This window comes from Sediminimonas qiaohouensis DSM 21189 (assembly GCF_000423645.1).
Classification (GTDB): Bacteria; Pseudomonadota; Alphaproteobacteria; order Rhodobacterales; family Rhodobacteraceae; genus Sediminimonas; species Sediminimonas qiaohouensis.
The window spans coordinates 1-16,913 of the sequence record NZ_AUIJ01000012.1 but is presented as its reverse complement, the minus strand read 5'-3'; the positions used below and the strand labels follow the sequence as shown (position 1 = coordinate 16,913).

Sequence of the window (16,913 nt, the reverse complement as noted above, 5' to 3'; positions counted from 1 at the left end):
ACTTCGACCTGCCCTCAGAAGAGCAACACCGACAACCCTATGACGGATACGCTCAACACCATGAACAGGCCAAGAAACGCGTGCGTGCGTTGACGGTCCTGCCGTGCGGACAGGCCGCCGCCGTAGTCGAACCGCTCGTAGACGATGCCGTTCATCGGCACCCCCACGTCCAGCAGCATATCCGAGACCTGCGTCACCATGGCGCCCGGCCCGCACATGAGGACCACCGTCCGTTCCGGATCAAGCCCGCCAAGAAGCTCGGTCAGCTTTCCACGGTCAAGCAGGCCTGTCGGGTTTGTCCATCCCTCGGCCGGTTCTTCGCTGATCAGCATCACCTTGAGGTCCAGCACCGTTTTCGCCGCCTCGATCTCGTCAAGGCAGGCCATGTTCTCGGGGCGGCCGGCGGCATAGGCAACGCGAACCGGGCGCGGATCGCGCCGGGCGACCAGATCGCGCAGCAATCCCATGATCGGCGCAATGCCCACCCCGCCCGCGATAAGCACGACGTGATCGCCGTGATGACGGTCAAGCGTGAAGGTGCCATAGGGGCCATCGATCCCGATCAGCGTGCCGGGCGCCAGATCGCCGATCTTTCGGGTGAAATCCCCGGCCTCCTTGATGATCAGGTTGAGTTGCTCGCGCTGCGGGCTGCTTGCGATCGAAAAGGGATGATCGAACAGGGGAAAGCGGCGCGCGCCCTCGGTCATCCAGACGAATTGCCCGGCCCGGTAGCGCAGCGGCGAGGTGCCCGGCACGGGCTCGATATCAAGCTCCCAGGTGCGGTCGGCCTTCTTGTTGACCGCGTGCAGGCGCCAGGGTCGGCGGAGCAGAGCGAACCAACGCCAGCCGTAAAGCACGGCAAAGGCTGCCACCACAACCCCGGCCGCCGCCCACCAGGCCCAATGCAATGGGCCGATGCTGCTCAGCCGTCCGACGGTCAGCGCGTGATGCATCCCGGCGCTCAGCACTATCAGCGCCAGGATGACGTGGCTGCCGCGCCATGCCTCGTATCTGAACACTGCGCGCGCCACGCCCATCACGACCAGAACCACCAGCGCCAGCAGCGCGGCAACACCAGTCCGGTAGTCGGGAAGGAGCAGGTAGGCGCGCAACCGCTCAACACCGCGCGCGGGATCGTCCAGAAATGTCGGCAGGACATAGGCCAGGGGATGCAGCAGCAGCACCAGCAGAACCCAGTACGCGGCGATCTTGTGAAATGCCATGATCCGGTCGATTCCCATGCCGCCAGAGACATGCCGAAACCGCCCCGAGGTCACCACCTGCACCACCATGGCGGCCATGCCCGACAGGCCCAGCCCCGCGCCGATCGCCTCAATGGGGTCCAGCGGCGCACTTCGCGAGACCCCCGCCAATGCCAGCGGCAGCAAACAGACCAACAGGTAAGCCGCAGCCATCGCACGCGCCGAAAACACCGGCCAGTCATCGGTTGGCCGAAGCTCTTGCGATTGGGTCCGCGTGGCCATCGTTGGTATACCTCCGGTTTGCCGTCGCACACTGAGCTGCATTTGTCGTCCGTGCGTTGATCCTGCGCAATGGAGACGGGGAAAATGTGTGGTATGCTTTCCTATAAGGCAACTTCGATATGAGCGAGGGAATTCAAGATGACACCGCGCCACTTGGCCCTGACCATCGTCATGATACTGTTTGCCTGGGGTTTCACCCCTGCCGGGACATTGGCGCAGCAAAGCACGTCGTCTCCGGACAAGGGTGAGCTACCCGCGATCGTGCATGATTGGCTGAGCGCCCCCCATAGCGATTACGGCGCCTTGGCCTTCACCTACTGGAACAAGGACGGCGCCGTGCCGCCCGATTGCGCCGCTTGCCATTCGCAGCCCGGGTTCCTGGACTACCTGGGCGCGGACGAATCGCAACCCGGTGTGATCGACCACGCCGCAGCCATCAATGCACCCATTGGCTGCGCATCGTGCCATAACGAGGCGGCCCAGGCGTTGGATAGCGTCACGTTCCCATCCGGGGCCTCGGTTGGCGGGCTGGACGCGTCAGCCGTTTGCACGGTCTGTCACAGTGGCCGGCAATCGGGCGAAGATGTCGATAGCGCGGCAACCGGGATCGATGCCGACACCGTCTCGGCCGACCTGCAGTTTATCAATATCCATTACGCAGTTGCCGCAGCGGTGATGGGCGGCGCGGAGGTGCGCGGCGGCTATCACTATCCCGGCAAGGATTATGCCGGGCGTTTTGCCCATGTCCCCAGCGCCAGCAGTTGCACCGCCTGCCACGATCCGCACAGCACACAGGTGGATCCCGACGGATGCCTGAGCTGCCATCGCGGCGTCGATACCGTCCGCGACATACGCACCCAGCACGATGATTTCGACGGCGACGGCGATATATCGGGCGGCATTCACGAGGAAATCGTTGGGCTGCACAAACAGCTGGAGGCCGCGATCCGCACCTATGCCGCCCAAAGCATCGGTGTCCCGATTGCCTATGCGCCGGGGCAATACCCCTATTTCTTTGCCGACGCCGATGGCGACGGGCGGATCGGCCCGGACGAGGGCGGCTATCCCAACCGCTATCAATCCTGGACGCCGCGTCTGCTCAGGGCCGCCTACAATTACCAAATGGTCAAGAAGGACCCCGGCGGGTTCGCGCACAATCCCCGCTATCTGCTGCAATTGCTTCACGACAGCCTTGAGGACCTCGGGCAAGTGATCGACGTGGACCTGCGCGGGCGGCCTCGTCCCTGACGATCAGGACGTGGTCATGCGACGATCCAAAGCTGGAACAGCAGCCCGGCCGCGAAAGCCCCCGAGAGCGACAGCACAAGATAGAGAACGAACACCCGCGGCTTGACCAACGCCCAGACAGCGATGGCCGCAGGCAGCGAGGTAACGCCGCCCGCCACGAGAAAGGCAAGCCCCGCGCCATGCGCCATGCCCTGCTCGATCAGGCCGCCAACAAGCGGAAGCGCCGCATAGCCGTTGAGATAGGCCGGAACGCCCACCAGGGTGCCAAGCGCGATCGGTCCAAGCCCCGTGCCCCCCAGGACCGACGTCACCGTTTCGGCGGGGACGAGGGCCATCATCAGGCTTTCCAGCAGAAACGCCAGCGTCAGCCACTTTGCCAGGAACAGCGCGACACTCAGCGCTTCGCGCCCGAATTGCGCGCGCCGGTCCGCACTTTGCCAGAACCGCCAGACGACCGGCTTGGGCTCGCGCAGCTTGCCACCGCCGCAACCGCCGCCGATCCCGTCGCGCAGCGGCGCGGACAAGCCCCCGACGCGGGCGAGAAGATGAACCGCCCAACCGCCGAAAATGCCAAGGCCCACGGCCGCCAGCGTCTTGGCCATGGCAAATTCCAGGCCCAGCACCCCGACCGTCAGAACGAACATCGACGGGTCCATCACCGGAGAGGCGAGCCAAAAGGCCATGACCGCCGACAGCGGCACGCCCATCGCCAGCAGCGCGGCGATCAGCGGAATAACCCCGCAGGAACAGAACGGAGACAGCCCGCCAGCCAGCGCCGCCATGAAGATCATCACCGCGGGCGCCCCGGTGAACGCCTTGGCGATCAGGTTATCGGCGCCGGTTGCCATCGCCCATGCGGCGACAAGGATAGACAGCAACAGGAACGGCGCCGTGTTCAGCAACGCGGTCGCGGTGAAGGCCACGCTATCGCGCGCCTGCCCCGGATCGACAACGCCGACACCGGCAAGGATCAGCCCCGAAGCCAGCCATACGCGGTGATCGCGCCACAAGGAGCGGGCAAAACCGGCGGCTGCGGTAGGGGTTAGGTTGGTATCTGACATATCTGCACCTCTAGTTTTTTAGTTATTTAGGATCAAAAAAATTGACCCAGCGACCTAATCAGGCCGCGTCCCCTTCGGGACTGAGGCTCACGCCGGTACAGCATTCCGAGGTCAGGAACCCCAACACGCGTTGCATCGCCGGGTAGTCCGCCTTGTTAAGGACTTCGCGGCCCTCCTTGTGCTGCACCACAAGGCCCGCATCGACCAGTGTCGACAGGTGATGCGCCAGCGTCGATGGTGCAAAACCCAGATGCGCGCCGATGTCGCTGACGCGCAGGCCGTCTTCCCCGGCCTTGACCAGCAGGCGAAAAATCGAGAGGCGGGCATCATGGCCAAGGGCGGCCAGTGCGCGGGCATTGGGGCTTGTCGTTGTCATACCTCTAATATAACCAAAAATCCGGTTTTGTCGAATCTTTTTTCTTTACTTTGCATTGGTTAGGCTGGCCAGCCTCCACATCGGCCACACCCAAAGGCCTGTTGTCTTGCAAGCCTCGCGCCGCGCGCGGTTGTCGCTGCCATTTGACACATGATGATGAATGGAAACCGCGCGCCGAATAGTGCTAATGCGCGGGCATGGCCGACACCGGACGCGATCGCGCCGACGGACAATGGGCGCGCAAGAAAGACAGGATCATCGCACCGGTCGCCGCCGATATGCGAAAGGTTGGCTGGCTGGTCGTGCTGGGCGGAGCGATCTGGCCGGCGCAGGCCGCATGCATCGCGTGGGCGCCACGACAGGCGCCCACGCGACCGTCAACAGGTCCAACCCGGTGATGTTCGCCGTCAGGTACAAAGATGCCGGTCAGCCAGGTCGCCGGGTTTGTAACCAGCTTCAGGAGCAGGTGGCCCGGCCGCTGCAGCGGGTTGTGCTTGCGTCGGATCGTCGGCTTGGCCGGGTGTGCCGTGCCCCTCTTGTATTTTGACCTGCGGAAAACACACATTTCCAATTAGTGAAACTGCGATGACCGTCGATCAATCCGTCGGTCCCAAATCACTCCGCGAAATGGCAGGCGGCCTGCGTGCCGTTGTCCAGGGTGCGCAGTTCGGGCCGCTCGGTCCGACATCGCGCTTCTGCCATCGGGCAGCGCGGCGCGAAGGGGCAGCCGGGGGGCATGTTGACCGGATCGGGCAACTCACCCGGTTCGCGGGGATTGTCGAAAGAGCCACCTTCGATCTTGGGGATCGCATCCAACAGCAGCCTTGTATAAGGATGCTTGGGCGCCGAGAAGAGCGTGTCGGTTTCAGCCAGTTCCATCACCCGGCCCAGATACATCACCGCGACGCGGGTGCCGAAATGTTCGACCACGCTCAGGTCGTGGGTGATGAAGAGATAGGTCAATCCTCGCTCGGCCTGCAAATCATCAAGCAGATTGAGGATCTGCGCCTGGATCGAGACATCGAGCGCCGAGATCGGCTCGTCCGCGACGATGAAGGCGGGATTGGTCACCAACGCGCGGGCGATGGCAATACGCTGTCGTTGACCGCCCGAGAACTCATGCGGCAGCTTGCGCTGCCAGGACGGATCGCACCCGGTGGCGGCAAGCACCTCTTCGACCTGCGCGCGCACCTCCGGGCCCGTCTTTTCGGGCATGAGGTGGCGGATCGGTTCGGCCAGCGTTTCGAACACGTTGCGGCGCGGGTTGAGCGACGCATAGGGATTTTGAAACACCATCTGCATATCGCGGCGGATGGGTTTGCGCGCGGCCTCGTCCATCTGGTCTATGCGTTGGCCGTTGAAATATATCTCGCCCGCGGTGGGGGACTGAAGCCCCATGATGGTGCGGCCCAGTGTGGTTTTACCGCAGCCGGATTCGCCCACGACGCAGAACGACTCGCCCGGCTGGATCGCGATATCCACACCGTTGAGCGCATGAAGCACGGGTTTTTCCCTGGCCAAAAAATGGGTGGGCAGCGGGAAACGGACCTCGATGCCTTTTGTCTCGACAATGGCGTCTGTCATGAGGCGGCCTCGGTCTGATCGAGCGGGTGGAAACAGGCGCAGCCATGTTCGAGCGGAGGGATCTGCGCCTTGCACATATCGGTCGCGCGTTCGCAGCGCGGATGATAGGCGCACCCCGGTGGCAGCGCCGTGATGGGCGGCATCGACCCCGGGATTTGATACAGCCGCGTACCGCGCCCCGCGAATTGCGGCAGCGCCTTCAACAGGCCGGCGGAATAGGGGTGGTGCGGGGCTTGAATGATCTGCTGGGTGGCGCCGGTTTCAACGCACAGGCCCGCGTACATGATCATGATCCGCTCGGTCACCTCGGCCACGACGCCAAGATCATGGGTAATGAGGATCAGGGCCACATCCTTGTCACGGCAAAGTTTGAGGATCAGGGCCATGATCTCGGCCTGGATGGTCACGTCGAGGGCGGTTGTCGGCTCGTCGGCGATGATAAGTTCCGGATCGGTCAAAAGCGCAATGGCAATCACAACCCTTTGGCGCAGCCCGCCGGACAGCTCGTGCGGGTAGGCGTCCAGCCGGCTTTCGGCTGACGGGATCGCGACCTCCTTGAGCTTGGCGATGCATAGCTTGCGCGCCTCGGCATCTGATATACGTCGATGCGCCTTGAGCGTTTCAACCATCTGTGTGCCGATCGACAGCACCGGGTTGAGCGTGACCATCGGGTCCTGGAAAATCATCGAGATGCGGTTGCCGCGGATACTGCGGATATCGCGTTCGGAAAGCTCCAGGAGGTTCTCGCCGTGGAAGGCAATGCTTCCTTGCGAGACGCGCCCCGGCTCGGCGATGAGGTTCAGAATAGCGAAGGCCAGCATGGATTTTCCGGCGCCGGATTCCCCAACAACACCAAGGCGCTCGCCTTTTTCAAGCGTCAGGTTGACACCGCGCAGCGCCTCGACCTCGGACTTCTTGCCCTTGGGGAAGGCGACGTGCAGGTCCTTGATTTCAAGCATCGCCATCAGTCATCCCCCCGGCGCAGTTTCGGATTGAGCACATCGCGCAACCAGTCGCCCAGCAGGTTCAGGGCGAGGATCAGGACAACCAGCACGATGGCCGGGTAAAGCGTGATCCACCATGAGCCAGAGAAGATGAATTCGAACCCGGATCGGATGAGCGAGCCGAGCGAGGGCCGGTCCGTGGGCATGCCAAGCCCGAGAAACGACAGCGCGGCCTCGGTCATGATCGCCTCGGCCACCTGGATGGTCGAGATGACAAGCACCGGCGTCAGCGTGTTGGGCAGGATATGTGTCACCATGATCTTGCGCGGTGGCAGGCCGATCACCCGGGCGGCATCGACATATTCCTTGCTCTTCTCGCCCAGAACGGATGAGCGCACCGTGCGCGCGAATTTCGGCCATTCCGCCACGCCGATGATCACGATCAGCATGAAGATGGCGTAATCGGCATATGTATTGGCGTCGAATGCCGCCTGAAAGATCGCCAGCACGATGATCGCGATCATCAGCGTGGAAAGCGACATCTGGATATCCGCCAGCCGCATCAGGAACGCGTCGATCCAGCCGCCGCGATAGCCCGCGATCAGGCCCAGCGTGACGCCAAGCACCCCTTGCACGATCACTGCACCGATCCCGATCAGCAGCGAAATGCCGGTGCCGTACATGATCGTCGACAGCACCCCGCGCCCCTGTGCATCGGTGCCCAGCAGGAAACGCTCATCTCCGCCGGGTTTCCAGCTGGGGGGCATTTCGCTGTCCATGATGTCGAGCTGCATCAGGTCGTAGGGATTCTGCGGTGCGAGAAACGGCGCGAGGATCGCCATCAGCACCAGGATAAGCAGCACGGAGCCAGCCCCGATGGCAACCGGATCAGACAGGAAGCGCGTGATGAAGCCCTTGAGTGAGATCATGACTTGCCCCCCGGGAGCTTCACCATCGGGTTGATGAGCGTGTAAAGGAAATCGACCAGCGTGTTGACCACGACAAAGATCAGGCCGACGACGATGATATAAGCGATAATCAGGGGGGTATCGACGCGGTTTACCGCCTCAAGGAACAGGAACCCCATGCCGGGCCATTGAAAGACGGTTTCGGTCAGGATGGTGTAGGCGATAAGTGTGCCGATCATCAGCCCGCCCACCGTGACCACCGGCAACAGCGTGTTGCGAAAGGCATGCACATAGCGCACGCGCGCGGTGCTGAGCCCCTTTGCCTTGGCAAAGCGGACGTAGTCAGTGCTCATCGTTTCCATCATCTCGGCCCGGATCAGGCGGATGAAAAGCGGCAGCATGATCGAGCTGAGCGTTATCGAGGGCAGGATCAGGTGGCTGATGCCGTCCCACGTCAGAAGGCCGGTATCCCAGCCCCAAGGCATCTCGACTGTTTCGCCGCGACCGAATGCCGGCAACCAGCCCAGTTCCACGCCGAAAAGCCAAACCATGCCGATCGCCGTCAGGAAAACAGGAACCGAAATCCCGATGATGGAGGCCGACATGATGATGCGCGTGACAAGGCTGTCGCGGTGGATGGCGCAATAAATCCCTGCCGGGATCGATAGCGAAAGAAAGATGAAAACTGCGCCGAGGACCAATTCGAATGTCGCCGAGAACTTGTCCATGATCACGCCCAGCGCGGGACGTTTGAAGAAATAGGAATCGCCTAGGTCGCCCTGTACCGCGTCTCCTAGAAAGCGGATGTATTGCACGACGAAGGGATCGTTCAGCCCCATCTCCTCGCGCATTTCGTTGCGGACCTCTTCGGACACGGATTGTCCGAGCAATTCGCGCAGCGGATCGCCGAGGTTGTCCTGAATGGAAAACCCGATCAGCGAGATGACGAACATCACGACGACAGCCTGAACGCCGCGACGAAGGAGGAATGCGAGAATATGCATGGGGTCTTTCTATTTGTCAGGCGGGCCGGGTGGACCGGCCCGCCTGTATCACATTACTGCTTGATCACAAGATCGCCCAGGTAGGGGAAGTTCATAACGTTGACGACATCCTCGATCATCACGCCCTTGCGCGCGCCCCAGGCCAGGTCCTGCCAGTGGAAGGGGATGAAGGCCGCCTCGTTGTAAAGGATCTCCTCGACCCGCTGCAGCATCTCCGCCCGCTTTTCCGGGTCGGTTTCGGTCAGCGAGGCTATGGTCAGCTCGTCAACTTCGGCGTTCGAGTAGTTGCCCGAGTTGTATTGCCCGCGCCCGGTATCGGGGTTCGGGGTCATGGTCAGGAACTCGTTGAAGTTGGCGCTGTCCTCGGTATCCGAATGCCAGCCGATCATCATGATGTCGGCCGCGCGTTCGTCGAACTTGGGCCAGTATTGCGCCTTGGGCATGGTGGTGAGGTCGATCTCGATCCCGATCTTGGCCAGCATCGCGGCCGAGGCTTCACAGATCTTGAAGTCGTTCACGTAGCGGTTGTTGGGGCACATCATCGTGGCCTCGAACCCGTCGGCATAGCCCGCTTCTTCCATCAGCGCCTGTGCCTTGGCGACGTCATAGCGCGGCTCGAGGTCGGGGTTGTGACCGACATAGCCCTTGGGCGATTGCTGCGCCGCGACGGTGCCGAACCCCTTCATGATTTTCTGCACGATGCCTTCGTTGTTGATGGCATAGGCTATGGCCTGACGCACCTTCGGGTTGGCCAGCGCCTCATGCCGCTTTTGGTTCAGTTGCAGCGTGATGATGCGCGTGCCGGTCTCTGTCACCAACTTGGTGTCGGGGTCGTTCTTGATCCGCTCCAGGTCGGTGGGGGGCACCGGCGCGATGAAATCCACATCGCCCGACAGCAGGGCCGCCACGCGAGTGGGCGCTTCCTTGATCGGGGTCAGGACCGCTTTTTGTACGTTGCCCGGGCTGCTTTCGTCCCAGTAGTCGGGGTTGCGCTTGAACACCACGCGCACGCCCTGTTCGCGGCTCACGATGGTGAAGGGGCCGGTGCCCGATACGTTCTGACTGGCGAAACTGTCGCCATGTTTGGCGATCTCGGCGCCGCCTTCCTCGTAGAACTCCTTGTCCATCGGGAACACGTAGGTCGCCGTGTGCAGAACCAGCGGGCTGGGGCCGTCGGTCTTGATCTCGACGGTATCCTCGTCGATGGCCTCGGCCGAGGTCCAGCCAGCGAATACACCCTTGAAGTCGGGAGAAGATTTCAGTCGCTCAATGGTCCAGACCACGTCTTCGGCTGTCATCTCGTTGCCGGAATGGAACGTCACGCCATCCCGCAGATGAAAGCGCATCGTTGTGTCGTCCATCCGCTCCCAGCTTTCTGCAAGGCGCGCGTCAAAGCCCAGATCCTTGTTCCAGCGCACCAGCGGATCGAAGATCATGTGTGACAGCTGCAAGGTGCCGCCCGATAGCTGCTCATGTGGATCGAGCGATACCGGATCGGCGTCATAGGCGAAGTTCAGGGTCTGGGCCGGGACCATTGTGGCCGTCCCTATGGCAACCGCGGCCGCAGTTGCTATTGTTTGTAATGTATTCATCGGTGTCTCCCTATTTCGCAGGGCCGTTTTCTGCGTCTGTGCGCATGATCGGCCCGGTCATGCGCGGCATGGTGTCGCAATTCCGAAACCGTGTAAAGGCACGCACTTTCGCGCTGCGGTAGTCCACAGTTTGAACGCGGCAGTCCGGCGTGGAGGCGCCGGACACCCCCCGGGGTGACCGCCATCACCTGCATCCGCACGCAGAAAGCGCTGTTCCATTCATATAGTCATATGATGATCACCAGTTCTCGGGTGGTTTGACTCTAACACCGATCGACCATTCGCTGGGTTGGTGCCGCATGGCTTTCCGGTGTGACCTCACCCTCATCCCGATCGACCTGACGCGTGTCTTTCCCTGGACCTGTCGATCATCCGGGAGCGCCTTGCGGCGAGGGCGACCCGGACCGACAGTTATCGTGCGAAGACACTCATTGCGTGGTGACCTGCGTGTGCTCGGGGTCAAGGCGGCCGGACGCCAGTGCCGAAAGCGCAACCATCGCGGTCGCCGTGCCAAGCATTAGGCCAAGACCGCCCACTTGGTAGGTGAGGCCAGAGAGAACCGTGCCGAGGAGGCGCCCGCCTGCATTCGCCATGTAGTAGAAGCCGACATCCATCGTCACCCGCTCGGCCTTGGTGAAGGCGAGGATCAGGTAGGAGTGCAGCGCGGAGTTCACCGCGAAGACCGCGCCGAAGACGAGCAACCCCGCGATCAGCGTGACGGTGAGCCAGGGCTGCGGCTCGGGCGACGTCAGCGCCGCCGCGGTCAGGGCCGCCGGGATCGCCGCGAGCGCCCACGCCCAGCCGCGCGCGGTGGTGACGAGCTCGCCCTCGGGCCGGGTTGCCGCGCGCAGAAGCCTCGGGGCTGTTGCTTGCACGATGCCGTAGAGAATAACCCACATCGCCATGAATGCGCCGACCATGAAGAAGGCGGCGCGGTTGCCCTCTTCCGACCCGTCCGAAAGGACCGCATAGAAGTAGATCGGGATGCCCACCACGAACCAGACGTCCCGTGCGCCGAACAAAAACACGCGGGCGGCCGAGAGCCAGTTCACGTTGGACGATTTGGAGAACACCTCGGAGAACTTGGCGCCCTTGCGTCCTTTGGGCAGCCCCGGCGGCATGGCGATCAGGACGGCCACGAGGATGACGGCCAGCACGGCCGCCATCGATAGCACCGCCCACACGAAGCCCAAAATGGCCAGAAGGGCCGCGCCGAGCAGAAAGCCCAGCCCCTTCACCGCGTTTTTCGATCCCGTCAGGAGCGCGACCCAACGGAAGAGCCCGCCGGCGTTTGTCGGCGCAAGGATCTTCACGGCCGACTTGGAGGACATCTTGGCGAGGTCCTTGGCCACGCCCGATGCGCCTTGGACGACCATGACGAAGGCCACAGACAGCCCGACCGCCCAGCCCGGGTCGAGCTGCGCCAATGCGAGCAGCGCCACGACCTGTAGGCCGAGCCCCGCATAGAGCGTCGAGGTCAACCCGAAACGCGCCGCGATCCAGCCCGCAGACAGGTTCGTCACCATCCCCGCGATCTCGTAAAGCACGAAGAGGTAGGCAAGCTGCACCGGCGTGAAGCCGAGCGTGTGGAAGTGCAGCAGCACCAGCATCCTGAGCGCTCCATCCGTGAGCATGAAGGCCCAGTAGGAGGCAGTGACGGCGATATAGGCCGAAAGGCCTTCTGGATGCTGGCTCACAGAGATGCCCCCACCATCAGCGCCACGTCCACCAGCCGGTGCGCATAGCCCATCTCGTTGTCGTACCAGGCGTAGATCTTCACCTGCGTGCCGTTGACGACCATGGTCGAGGGCGCGTCGACGATTGAGGAACGGGCGTCGTTCACGTAATCGGCGGACACCAGTGGCCGTTCCTCGTAGCCGAGGATGCCCTTCAGCGGCCCTTCGGCGGCCGCCTTGAAAAGAGCGTTCACTTCTTCTGCCGTGGTCTCGCGCTCGACCTCGAACACGCAGTCGGTGATCGACGCGTTCAGCAGCGGCACGCGCACGGCATGGCCGTTCAGGCGGTCCTTCAGTTCCGGATAGATCAGCGTGATCGCCGTGGCGCTGCCGGTCGTCGTCGGGATCAGCGAATTCAACGCCGAACGCGCGCGGCGCAGATCCTTTGCCGGGCGGTCTACGATGGTCTGTGTGTTCGTTACGTCATGGATCGTGGTGATCGACCCGTGACGGATGCGCAAATTCTCGTGGATCACTTTGACCACCGGGGCGAGGCAGTTCGTCGTACAGGAGGCCGCCGTCACGATGCTGTGCAGGGTCGGATCGTAGGCGTCGTCGTTGACGCCAAAGACGACGTTTGCCGTCGGCCCGTCCTTGACCGGCGCCGAGACGACCACCTTTTTCACCCCCGCCTTGAAATACGGGGCAAGCTTTGCCTCGGTCTTGAAGACGCCGGTGCAGTCGATCACCACGTCCACGCCGTCCAGCGGAAGAGACGAGAGGTCTTTTGTGCCGATGAAGGGTAGCCGTCTGCCGTCGATGGTGACGCTGTCGTCATCCGCCGCGAAGGAGGCATTCCAACGCCCATGCACCGTGTCAAATTCCAGCAGATGCGCATGCATTTGCGCATCTCCCACCGCATCGTTGATCCAGGCGATCTCCGCCCCCCGCTCAAGCAAGGGACGCAGGGCCAGCTTGCCGACTCGGCCGAGTCCGTTCAGTGCATATACGGTCATGCCGACGCTCCCGTTTGCGCTGCGCCAATGTCGTCTACTGCCCGCTGCAGCGAGATGCGGTCGAGCGAGGAGACCGGAAGCGCGGTGAACGCCTTGATCCTGTTTTGTAGCGCTCCGTAGGCCTGGTGGAAAGCAAGGCTTTTCTGTGCATCGGTGCCTTCCACTTGCACGGGATCGGGCATGCCCCAATGAGCGCTGACGGGCTGCCCCTCCCAAGCCGGGCAGTCCTCATTCGCAGCCTGATTGCAGACCGTGAATACAAAATCGAACCTCGGGGCGTCTTCGCCGTGGAACTCGGATACGTTTTTGGCCCGCATGGCGGAAATGTCATGCCCCTTCTGTTCGAGAACTTCGAGCGCGAAGGGGTTGAGTTCCGAATAAGGTTTCGTGCCCGCCGAATAGGCATCGAAGCGGTCGCCGGCCTCCTTGCGAAGGATGGATTCGGCAAAGATCGAGCGGGCGGAGTTGCCGGTGCAGATGAAAAGCACCTTGTACTTTGGGTCGGACATGGCCGTTGTTCCTGTGACCTGTGGGAGTGAGACGGGCGAGCAGACCTCCGGTCGACCGCGACAGCAGTCGAGGAGGAGGTAGTCGAAGGTGTGTCGCACCTCTGTCATATCGATGGCGTAGCGCAGTGAGGTTCCCACCCGCTCTTGCGTCACCAACCGGGCCTGCATCAGAGCGGATAGATAGGCCGACAGCGTCGATGCCTTCAGGCCCAGCACCTCGGCCAGTTCCCCGGCCGGCAAGCGGTCCGGATACCGGCGCATGAGCAGCCGAAAGATGGTCAGGCGCTGCGGGTGGCCGAGTGTCGCGAGGCGGGAGGGAATCATTTTTTCCATATTTCGTGAATAAATGAAATAATACTGAGAAGCAAGGCATTGGAGCCGCCTCCACCTGCCGCTTTTTTCTTTTCCCCCACGCCGGATAGCGGAGCAGCGGCGGAGATTCTGAAAGCGGGGGCCTCCCGGTGCCGAGGATGCTTCGGCGGCATAGCCCCAGCGACAGCGTGCGCAGTAAAACGATCGGAGCGGTTAACCGGCGACGCGGGGCGATATTCGATAGGGAACTCTCTGCAATATCCGCTTCAGAGGCTGTGCTGACGTGGGTGAAACATGCAGTGAACGTCACGAATTCACCCTTCGTGCAGGGCGTTGCGAACGGCCTTAACCGGCCATTGACGCAGGACGCGTTTAGCGGCGGCTCCCAGCCCCGAAGCGGCCCGTCAACTCTTGATCAAAATTTGTAATAGCTGGCCTTCACTGCGCAGATTGCAATCAGGTAAACGGAAGGCTTGCTTACCACTTATTGCGACTGAAGCGCCGGGCAACGTAAGTGCGGATGATACAAGACAGCAGGCGATCGCAACGCAACCCCCCTCCTATTCCCACTCCATTTCTTCATAGGTGGCTTGTGCATTCCGCCCAGCGAGGGCGTCGAATTGTTTCAGATAAGACCAGGCTGACTGGTCGATCTGCGGCGCATCCATGATGTCACCGCCCGAGTCGATCAGTGCCCCGATTTGCGTGCGAAGGTTCACGAGGTAGTCGTGGGTGTCGCGGGTGGCGGTGGCCAGATCGGTCGCACCACCGTGACCGGGCACGATATGCGCCGGGTCAAACGCCGCCATCGCCTTGAACACCGCGATCCAGCTGTCGGTATCGCGTGCCGGACCGTTGCCGAGGATGCGGTCCACATAGACGATGTCTCCGGTGAACATCACGTCCCGCTCTTCCAGCCAGACGAAACTGTCGCCCGGCGTGTGGGCGGCGCCGCGATGCATGATGTCGAAGGTCAGCCCGCCGATATCAAGCGTGTAGTCGGCCTCGAAAGTCACATCGGCATAGGCTGGCTCGGTCCCGGCCAGCCCGTCGTCCAGAAACCGCGACAGCGCGATCATGTGCTCCTCGGCACGCGCATGGTGATCTTCCACCGCCGCGTCGGAGGCGATCACCGTGGCACCCTGCGCCTGCCAATAGCCGTTGCCAAGCCAGCGGTGGTCCTGTCCACCGGTGTTTATGACGTATTCCACCGGCTGATCGGTGATGCTGCGCACCGCATCGTGCAGCATTTCGGCGCCCGTGTAGGACCCGCCCGGGTCCATCAGCACGGCGCCCTCCGCCGTCACCACCAGCCCGAAGGTCGCGTTGTTGGCAAGGTTCTCGGGGCTGCGCTGTTCGGTCGGGCCCACGATGGCCCAGACATCGTCAGTGACGGGCTGGATATCGAGGACGTCTGCGGCGGCGACGGTCGGCGCAGCAAGCGCGGCGAAGGCAAAAAGACCACGAATCATGCGCTGAGCCATCCTTCCAGCTTCACCGCATCCGGCACTCCGCCGGCATGCACAAGCTTGCCGTCGACCGCGATGCCCGGCGTGGACATGACGCCAGCCATCGCGATTGATTTCTGGTCGGTCACCTTTTCGACCTCCACGTCGAGGCCCAGCTTTTGCGCCGCTTCCTTGACCATGGCTTCGGTTGTCTCGCAGCGTTTGCAGCCGGGGCCGTAGACCTTGACGGTTTTCATGGGCGTCTCCTTTTGGGGGGTTACAGAATGATATTGAAGAAAAAGCCGGTGGCGAGGATGCCCGCCGACACGACTGCGATGAAGATCGCGATCAGGCGATAGGTCAGCACCTGCTTGAGGATGATCATCTCGGGCAGGCTGAGCGCGATGACACTCATCATGAAGGCCAGCGTAGTACCGAGTGCGGCCCCCTTGCCCAAGAGCGCCTCGACGATCGGGATGACGCCTGCTGCATTGGTGTACATGGGCACTCCCACCACGACCGCCGCCGGCACGGACCACCACGCCTCGCCACCCATGATCCGCAGCATCATGGCCTCGGGAACGTAGCCGTGGATCGCTGCGCCGATGCCGATGCCGACCAGCACCCAGATCCAGACCTTGCCGACGATCTCGCGCACCTGGTCGATACCGATCTTCAGACGGTCCACCAGCGTCAACTGCTCCTCGGGCAGATCGCCCACCGGGCCCGCGTTCAGCTCGCGCACCCAGTCCTGCAGATACCGCTCCAGCCCCATGCGCCCGAGGACGAACCCCGCGACCGTTGCGATGGTGAAACCGAAGACGAGGTAGATCGTGGCGATCTGCCAACCGACGAGGCCATAGAGCAGCCCGAGACCCACGGGCCCCACCAGAGGCCCGGCAATAAGGAAAGAGAATGTCACCCCCAACGGGATTCCGGCCGAGACGAAGCCGATGAACAGCGGCACGGAAGAGCACGAGCAAAACGGTGTGAACACGCCCAGCAGTGCAGCCAGTGGGTAGCCAAGGATCTCACGCTTGCCCGCAAGGATCGCACGCGTCTTTTCCGGGCTGAACCAGCTGCGCAGCACGCCGGTGACAAAGACGATGCCCGTCAGCAGCAAGAGCACCTTGGGCACGTCGTAGATGAAAAAGACAATGGCTTCGCCGGTGTGGCTATTCCGTGCGACCGGGAACAGGGACGTGGCCCATTCCGAGAACGGGATCAGCTGATTGTAGAGCGCCCACCAGATGATCGCGGCCAGGGGAACGCACGCGTACCACGCCCAATCCGGCAGCCCACGTGGCGTGCTGGTGTCATGTGTTTCGGTTGTCATGCGATGTCCTTTTCGAATCGGCGCTCCGCTGCAAGCACGGCGTCGATCACGGCCGACAGGTCCGGCGCGAGGTTCGGATTGCGCGTGACTCTGTTGCACAAATTGGTTGAAGGCCAGACGCCCCCTTTCCCCAGACAGACTCATCCTACGGGCTCAGTTATGGGTATGCCGAGCGCGGTATAGCCGTTCATGACGAGGATGCGGACTTGGACTTCCGCAACCTGACGATCGAAGTCCCGCGCCATGAGGCGCTGGCCCAGCATTTTCACGCAGTGCATTTTGGTCTCGACGCGGCTTCGGCGGTGGTATCCACTCCAGTTTCGCCAGATCGCGCGGCCGAGGTATTTCGAAGCTCGCAGGGCCTCGTTTCTGGCCATTGCACCCGCGGTGACGGTCTTCCACGGCTTGGCGTTTT

Annotated in this window: 16 protein-coding genes and 1 pseudogene; 2 read left to right on the top strand and 15 right to left on the bottom strand. The window is 62.4% G+C overall.

Annotated elements, in window-relative coordinates; genetic code table 11:
- Positions 1–14 precede the first annotated feature (14 nt).
- On the bottom strand, positions 15–1,484 hold the full coding sequence (locus G568_RS18700; protein WP_051202927.1) for a ferredoxin reductase family protein: 1,470 nt from the start codon (positions 1,482–1,484) through the stop codon (positions 15–17).
- A 138-nt stretch (positions 1,485–1,622) separates the two neighbouring features.
- On the opposite strand from G568_RS18700, the gene G568_RS0111145 reads away from it, so the two are divergent.
- Positions 1,623–2,732 (top strand): cytochrome c3 family protein, encoded by a 1,110-nt coding sequence (locus G568_RS0111145; RefSeq protein WP_026758115.1) that lies wholly within the window; start codon positions 1,623–1,625, stop codon positions 2,730–2,732.
- Between the two features lie 14 nt (positions 2,733–2,746).
- Here G568_RS0111145 and G568_RS0111140 read toward each other — a convergent pair whose 3' ends face one another.
- Together G568_RS0111140 and G568_RS0111135 are read right to left on the bottom strand one after the other, a co-directional pair.
- Positions 2,747–3,793, bottom strand: coding sequence for a permease (locus G568_RS0111140; RefSeq protein WP_026758114.1), 1,047 nt, complete (start codon positions 3,791–3,793; stop codon positions 2,747–2,749).
- Positions 3,794–3,851: 58 nt separating this feature from the next.
- Positions 3,852–4,169: an ArsR/SmtB family transcription factor gene (locus G568_RS0111135; RefSeq protein ID WP_026758113.1), complete on the bottom strand. Its 318-nt coding sequence runs from the start codon at positions 4,167–4,169 to the stop codon at positions 3,852–3,854.
- A gap of 197 nt (positions 4,170–4,366) precedes the next feature.
- Here G568_RS0111135 and G568_RS20275 point away from each other — a divergent pair, with 197 nt between their 5' ends.
- Positions 4,367–4,567, top strand: coding sequence for a hypothetical protein (locus G568_RS20275; RefSeq protein WP_157084384.1), 201 nt, complete (start codon positions 4,367–4,369; stop codon positions 4,565–4,567).
- 217 nt (positions 4,568–4,784) lie between these two features.
- Here G568_RS20275 and G568_RS0111125 read toward each other — a convergent pair whose 3' ends face one another.
- The 12 genes and pseudogenes from G568_RS0111125 to G568_RS0111070 all read right to left on the bottom strand — a co-directional run.
- Positions 4,785–5,753, bottom strand: a complete 969-nt coding sequence (locus G568_RS0111125) for an ABC transporter ATP-binding protein (RefSeq protein WP_026758111.1) — start codon at positions 5,751–5,753, stop codon at positions 4,785–4,787.
- The gene (locus G568_RS0111120) at positions 5,750–6,718 is read right to left on the bottom strand and encodes an ABC transporter ATP-binding protein (protein WP_026758110.1); all 969 of its coding nucleotides are present in this window, start codon (positions 6,716–6,718) and stop codon (positions 5,750–5,752) included. Before G568_RS0111120 ends, G568_RS0111125 begins: the two co-directional genes overlap by 4 nt.
- Positions 6,718–7,626 (bottom strand): ABC transporter permease, encoded by a 909-nt coding sequence (locus G568_RS0111115; protein ID WP_026758109.1) that lies wholly within the window; start codon positions 7,624–7,626, stop codon positions 6,718–6,720. Before G568_RS0111115 ends, G568_RS0111120 begins: the two co-directional genes overlap by 1 nt.
- A complete protein-coding gene (locus G568_RS0111110; protein WP_037374041.1) occupies positions 7,623–8,609 on the bottom strand; it encodes an ABC transporter permease in 987 nt (328 codons plus the stop codon). Before G568_RS0111110 ends, G568_RS0111115 begins: the two co-directional genes overlap by 4 nt.
- Positions 8,610–8,662: 53 nt before the next feature.
- Positions 8,663–10,144, bottom strand: coding sequence for an ABC transporter substrate-binding protein (locus tag G568_RS0111105; protein ID WP_245582932.1), 1,482 nt, complete (start codon positions 10,142–10,144; stop codon positions 8,663–8,665).
- A gap of 485 nt (positions 10,145–10,629) precedes the next feature.
- Positions 10,630–11,898: an organoarsenical effux MFS transporter ArsJ gene (gene arsJ / locus G568_RS0111100; RefSeq protein WP_026758106.1), complete on the bottom strand. Its 1,269-nt coding sequence runs from the start codon at positions 11,896–11,898 to the stop codon at positions 10,630–10,632.
- The gene (locus G568_RS0111095) at positions 11,895–12,893 is read right to left on the bottom strand and encodes an ArsJ-associated glyceraldehyde-3-phosphate dehydrogenase (protein WP_026758105.1); all 999 of its coding nucleotides are present in this window, start codon (positions 12,891–12,893) and stop codon (positions 11,895–11,897) included. Before G568_RS0111095 ends, arsJ begins: the two co-directional genes overlap by 4 nt.
- Positions 12,890–13,735, bottom strand: coding sequence for an arsenate reductase/protein-tyrosine-phosphatase family protein (locus tag G568_RS0111090; RefSeq protein ID WP_026758104.1), 846 nt, complete (start codon positions 13,733–13,735; stop codon positions 12,890–12,892). The genes G568_RS0111095 and G568_RS0111090 overlap by 4 nt, the downstream gene beginning before the upstream one ends.
- Positions 13,736–14,274: 539 nt before the next feature.
- Positions 14,275–15,186 carry an MBL fold metallo-hydrolase gene (locus tag G568_RS18695; RefSeq protein ID WP_051202926.1) on the bottom strand — a complete coding sequence of 304 codons (912 nt, stop codon included), beginning with the start codon at positions 15,184–15,186 and terminating at the stop codon, positions 14,275–14,277.
- Complete coding sequence (locus tag G568_RS0111080) at positions 15,183–15,419, bottom strand: thioredoxin family protein (protein ID WP_026758103.1); 237 nt, start codon at positions 15,417–15,419, stop codon at positions 15,183–15,185. The genes G568_RS18695 and G568_RS0111080 overlap by 4 nt, the downstream gene beginning before the upstream one ends.
- 20 nt (positions 15,420–15,439) lie before the next feature.
- Positions 15,440–16,498 (bottom strand): permease, encoded by a 1,059-nt coding sequence (locus G568_RS0111075; RefSeq protein ID WP_026758102.1) that lies wholly within the window; start codon positions 16,496–16,498, stop codon positions 15,440–15,442.
- Positions 16,499–16,638: 140 nt separating this feature from the next.
- Positions 16,639–16,913 (bottom strand): annotated as a pseudogene (locus G568_RS0111070) (IS5/IS1182 family transposase); the annotation flags it as partial.

What these genes read in the sequence shown, in the direction of transcription:
- G568_RS18700 (WP_051202927.1), bottom strand. Translation starts at nt 1,484, where the DNA reads ATGGCCACGCGGACCCAATCGCAAGAGCTTCGGCCAACCGATGACTGG.
- G568_RS0111145 (WP_026758115.1), top strand. Translation starts at nt 1,623, where the DNA reads ATGACACCGCGCCACTTGGCCCTGACCATCGTCATGATACTGTTTGCC.
- G568_RS0111140 (WP_026758114.1), bottom strand. Translation starts at nt 3,793, where the DNA reads ATGTCAGATACCAACCTAACCCCTACCGCAGCCGCCGGTTTTGCCCGC.
- G568_RS0111135 (WP_026758113.1), bottom strand. Translation starts at nt 4,169, where the DNA reads ATGACAACGACAAGCCCCAATGCCCGCGCACTGGCCGCCCTTGGCCAT.
- G568_RS20275 (WP_157084384.1), top strand. Translation starts at nt 4,367, where the DNA reads ATGGCCGACACCGGACGCGATCGCGCCGACGGACAATGGGCGCGCAAG.
- G568_RS0111125 (WP_026758111.1), bottom strand. Translation starts at nt 5,753, where the DNA reads ATGACAGACGCCATTGTCGAGACAAAAGGCATCGAGGTCCGTTTCCCG.
- G568_RS0111120 (WP_026758110.1), bottom strand. Translation starts at nt 6,718, where the DNA reads ATGGCGATGCTTGAAATCAAGGACCTGCACGTCGCCTTCCCCAAGGGC.
- G568_RS0111115 (WP_026758109.1), bottom strand. Translation starts at nt 7,626, where the DNA reads ATGATCTCACTCAAGGGCTTCATCACGCGCTTCCTGTCTGATCCGGTT.
- G568_RS0111110 (WP_037374041.1), bottom strand. Translation starts at nt 8,609, where the DNA reads ATGCATATTCTCGCATTCCTCCTTCGTCGCGGCGTTCAGGCTGTCGTC.
- G568_RS0111105 (WP_245582932.1), bottom strand. Translation starts at nt 10,144, where the DNA reads ATGGTCCCGGCCCAGACCCTGAACTTCGCCTATGACGCCGATCCGGTA.
- G568_RS0111095 (WP_026758105.1), bottom strand. Translation starts at nt 12,893, where the DNA reads ATGACCGTATATGCACTGAACGGACTCGGCCGAGTCGGCAAGCTGGCC.
- G568_RS0111090 (WP_026758104.1), bottom strand. Translation starts at nt 13,735, where the DNA reads ATGGAAAAAATGATTCCCTCCCGCCTCGCGACACTCGGCCACCCGCAG.
- G568_RS18695 (WP_051202926.1), bottom strand. Translation starts at nt 15,186, where the DNA reads ATGATTCGTGGTCTTTTTGCCTTCGCCGCGCTTGCTGCGCCGACCGTC.
- G568_RS0111080 (WP_026758103.1), bottom strand. Translation starts at nt 15,419, where the DNA reads ATGAAAACCGTCAAGGTCTACGGCCCCGGCTGCAAACGCTGCGAGACA.
- G568_RS0111075 (WP_026758102.1), bottom strand. Translation starts at nt 16,498, where the DNA reads ATGACAACCGAAACACATGACACCAGCACGCCACGTGGGCTGCCGGAT.